The organism is Janthinobacterium sp. BJB401 (assembly GCF_013372745.1).
In the GTDB taxonomy this organism is placed as follows: Bacteria; Pseudomonadota; Gammaproteobacteria; order Burkholderiales; family Burkholderiaceae_D; genus Janthinobacterium; species Janthinobacterium rivuli.
On sequence record NZ_JABXFH010000106.1, the window covers coordinates 1 to 3,014 of the forward strand.

At 50.8% G+C, this 3,014-nt stretch carries 1 rRNA gene; it reads left to right on the forward strand.

Annotation, left to right across the window (positions count from 1 at the left end):
• The first annotated feature begins 17 nt into the window (after positions 1 to 17).
• Positions 18 to 2,893: ribosomal RNA gene (locus tag HWE17_RS28335) — 23S ribosomal RNA — on the forward strand.
• Positions 2,894 to 3,014: the final 121 nt, after the last annotated feature.

Below are 3,014 nucleotides of genomic sequence, written 5' to 3' on the forward strand. Positions count from 1 at the left end.
AGAGGCTAACGTTATAGGGACAAGCGAATAAGTGCACATGGTGGATGCCTTGGCGATTACAGGCGATGAAGGACGTAGTAGCTTGCGATAAGCTGCGGGGAGTGAGCAAACACACTTTGATCCGCAGATTTCCGAATGGGGCAACCCACCCTTTTAGGGTATTGCATACTGAATACATAGGTATGCAAGGCGAACGCGGCGAACTGAAACATCTAAGTAGCTGCAGGAAAAGAAATCAACCGAGATTCCCAAAGTAGCGGCGAGCGAAATGGGAAGAGCCTGTACGTGATAGTCGGACTGATAGAAGAATCCTCTGGAAATAGGAACCGTAGCGGGTGATAGTCCCGTATTCGAAATCAGACCGGTGATACTAAGCGTACGACAAGTAGGGCGGGACACGTGACATCCTGTCTGAATATGGGGGGACCATCCTCCAAGGCTAAATACTCGTAATCGACCGATAGTGAACCAGTACCGTGAGGGAAAGGCGAAAAGAACCCCGGAAGGGGAGTGAAATAGATCCTGAAACCGTGTGCATACAAACAGTAGGAGCGGACTTGTTCCGTGACTGCGTACCTTTTGTATAATGGGTCAGCGACTTACATTCAGTGGCAAGGTTAACCATATAGGGAAGCCGTAGAGAAATCGAGTCCGAATAGGGCGATCAGTCGCTGGGTGTAGACCCGAAACCAAGTGATCTACTCATGGCCAGGATGAAGGTGCGGTAACACGCCCTGGAGGTCCGAACCCACTAATGTTGAAAAATTAGGGGATGAGCTGTGGGTAGGGGTGAAAGGCTAAACAAACTTGGAAATAGCTGGTTCTCTCCGAAAACTATTTAGGTAGTGCCTCAAGTATCACCATCGGGGGTAGAGCACTGTTATGGCTAGGGGGTCATTGCGACTTACCAAACCATTGCAAACTCCGAATACCGATGAGTGCGAGCTTGGGAGACAGACGTCGGGTGCTAACGTCCGGCGTCAAGAGGGAAACAACCCAGACCGCCAGCTAAGGTCCCAAAGATTGGCTAAGTGGAAAACGAAGTGGGAAGGCTAAAACAGTCAGGATGTTGGCTTAGAAGCAGCCATCATTTAAAGAAAGCGTAATAGCTCACTGATCGAGTCGTCCTGCGCGGAAGATGTAACGGGGCTAAGCCAGTCACCGAAGCTGCGGATATCTAGCAATAGATATGGTAGGAGAGCGTTCTGTAAGCCTGCGAAGGTGTCTTGTAAAGGATGCTGGAGGTATCAGAAGTGCGAATGCTGACATGAGTAGCGATAATGGGGGTGAAAAGCCTCCACGCCGTAAGCCCAAGGTTTCCTGTTCAACGTTCATCGGAGCAGGGTGAGTCGGCCCCTAAGGCGAGGCAGAGATGCGTAGCTGATGGGAAGCAGGTTAATATTCCTGCACCGTCGTATGATGCGATGGGGGGACGGATCGCGGAAGGTTGTCTGACTGTTGGAATAGTCAGTTTCTGTCTCATAGAAGGCGCTTAGGCAAATCCGGGCGCGGAATTCAAGGGGATGGGACGAGTGCACTTGTGCACGAAGCAATCGGAAGTGGTTCCAAGAAAAGCCTCTAAGCTTCAGTCATACGAGACCGTACCGCAAACCGACACAGGTGGGCGAGATGAGTATTCTAAGGCGCTTGAGAGAACTCGGGAGAAGGAACTCGGCAAATTGGTACCGTAACTTCGGGAAAAGGTACGCCCCGGTAGCTTGATTGGTTTACTCCATGAGGGTGAAAGGGTTGCAATAAACTGGTGGCTGCGACTGTTTAATAAAAACACAGCACTCTGCAAACACGAAAGTGGACGTATAGGGTGTGACGCCTGCCCGGTGCTGGAAGATTAAATGATGGGGTGCAAGCTCTTGATTGAAGTCCCAGTAAACGGCGGCCGTAACTATAACGGTCCTAAGGTAGCGAAATTCCTTGTCGGGTAAGTTCCGACCTGCACGAATGGCGTAACGATGGCCACACTGTCTCCTCCCGAGACTCAGCGAAGTTGAAATGTTTGTGATGATGCAATCTACCCGCGGCTAGACGGAAAGACCCCATGAACCTTTACTGTAGCTTTGCATTGGACTTTGAACCAATCTGTGTAGGATAGGTGGGAGGCTTTGAAGCGGGGACGCTAGTTCTCGTGGAGCCAACCTTGAAATACCACCCTGGTTTGTTTGAGGTTCTAACCTTGGTCCGTTATCCGGATCGGGGACAGTGCATGGTAGGCAGTTTGACTGGGGCGGTCTCCTCCTAAAGTGTAACGGAGGAGTTCGAAGGTACGCTAGATACGGTCGGACATCGTGTTGATAGTGCAATGGCATAAGCGTGCTTAACTGCGAGACTGACAAGTCGAGCAGGTACGAAAGTAGGACATAGTGATCCGGTGGTTCTGTATGGAAGGGCCATCGCTCAACGGATAAAAGGTACTCTGGGGATAACAGGCTGATTCCTCCCAAGAGTTCATATCGACGGGGGAGTTTGGCACCTCGATGTCGGCTCATCACATCCTGGGGCTGTAGCCGGTCCCAAGGGTATGGCTGTTCGCCATTTAAAGTGGTACGTGAGCTGGGTTTAAAACGTCGTGAGACAGTTTGGTCCCTATCTGCCGTGGGCGTTGGAAATTTGAAGGGGGCTGCTCCTAGTACGAGAGGACCGGAGTGGACGAACCTCTGGTGTACCGGTTGTCACGCCAGTGGCATTGCCGGGTAGCTAAGTTCGGAAGAGATAACCGCTGAAAGCATCTAAGCGGGAAACTTGCCTTGAGATGAGATTTCCCAGAGCCTTGAGCTCTTTGAAGGGTCGTTCGAGACCAGGACGTTGATAGGCTGGGTGTGGAAGTGCAGTAATGCATTAAGCTAACCAGTACTAATTGCCCGTACGGCTTGTCCCTATAACCTTAGCAGGTACAGAGGATAAGACGGTACAACGTTGTGAGTTTGTTGATACTACCAGTCATTACCCCAATCTTTGCTTCTTCCAGATTCAGGCTTTGTCGTCCTACAGGAGACAAA